Here is a 970-nt window from a genome sequence, read left to right on the forward strand (position 1 = left end):
TTTTTGTTTTTCGTAAAAGTGCATCAACCCGTATAACAAAGTTCTTCGTGGCATCTTTTCGTACGAACATATGCGAAAATCGCCTAGAAACCTAATCTAGTAAATGACCCTTTTTAAGCTGCATGGCAACAAAGTTTACGAAAAGAGCCTTATTGAGAGATAACAATAAACCCAGCACCAAGAAGAAAAAATCTCTTGATGCCGGGTCATAAATTCGCTGATGCTTAGTATTGGTAATACAATACCTCACCTTTTAACACTTCATTACCCTGTTGATTCACAGCCTGGACCGTAAAACGCAGGTTTTTATCCTGCTTTTCTTTCAATGTTGCCTTTAACGTGATTACGTCATTTAAAAATACCATCCCTTTGAAGCGGATTGAGTAATCTTTCATAAAGCCTTCTTCATAATAGGCAGTAAAAATCTTGGCAAGATTCCCCATCGTCCACATTCCATGGGCAATGATTCCTGGTAATCCGGCCTTTTTTGCCTCATCATCTATGGTATGAATCGGGTTAAAGTCTCCAGATGCACCTGAATATTTAATAAGGTCCATCCTTGAGACAGGATCCAGTTGAATTTCTTTTACAGTCTCTCCGACTTGTAACTGTGTGAGTGTACTCATTTAACCAACACCTTCCTCACAGCTTCTGATATGACAACCGTAGAAGTTGAACTAAATATCAAACCACCCTCCGCATCTTCCCCAAAGCTTTCAAGAATCAGAAACCCCATTTCCCCGAAGTTCCCTTTTTTCTCAAAATAATTCTTCACTTTGGAATAGCAAAAGATCTCCTCGCCAACCTTAAGGGGACGTTCATAGTGAAACGTTTGTTCACCATGTATTAAGCCTTTATTTGGCAGGTTTAATCCTTCGATGTCACCATAATCAAATGTCCTTGGAAAGGTTGGCGGGGCAATATTGGTTTGATATCTAGACTTTCTTCCTGTTTCCTCATCAAAATAAAT

2 protein-coding genes are annotated in these 970 nt (G+C 39.2%); both read right to left on the reverse strand.

Annotation, left to right across the window (positions count from 1 at the left end; genetic code table 11):
* Positions 1–224: 224 nt before the first annotated feature.
* Positions 225–626: a MaoC/PaaZ C-terminal domain-containing protein gene (locus tag V7659_RS30285; protein WP_335543723.1), complete on the reverse strand. Its 402-nt coding sequence runs from the start codon at positions 624–626 to the stop codon at positions 225–227.
* Positions 623–970 (reverse strand): FAS1-like dehydratase domain-containing protein (locus V7659_RS30290; protein WP_335543724.1); only part of this gene is annotated, 348 nt, incomplete at its 5' end. The genes V7659_RS30290 and V7659_RS30285, both read right to left, overlap by 4 nt.

The organism is Neobacillus drentensis (genome assembly GCF_036966985.1).
GTDB lineage: Bacteria > Bacillota > Bacilli > Bacillales > Cytobacillaceae > Neobacillus > Neobacillus drentensis_E.

Bases quoted from the DNA above. Each gene is read 5' to 3' on its own strand.
- V7659_RS30285 (WP_335543723.1), bottom strand. From the start codon at position 626: ATGAGTACACTCACACAGTTACAAGTCGGAGAGACTGTAAAAGAAATT.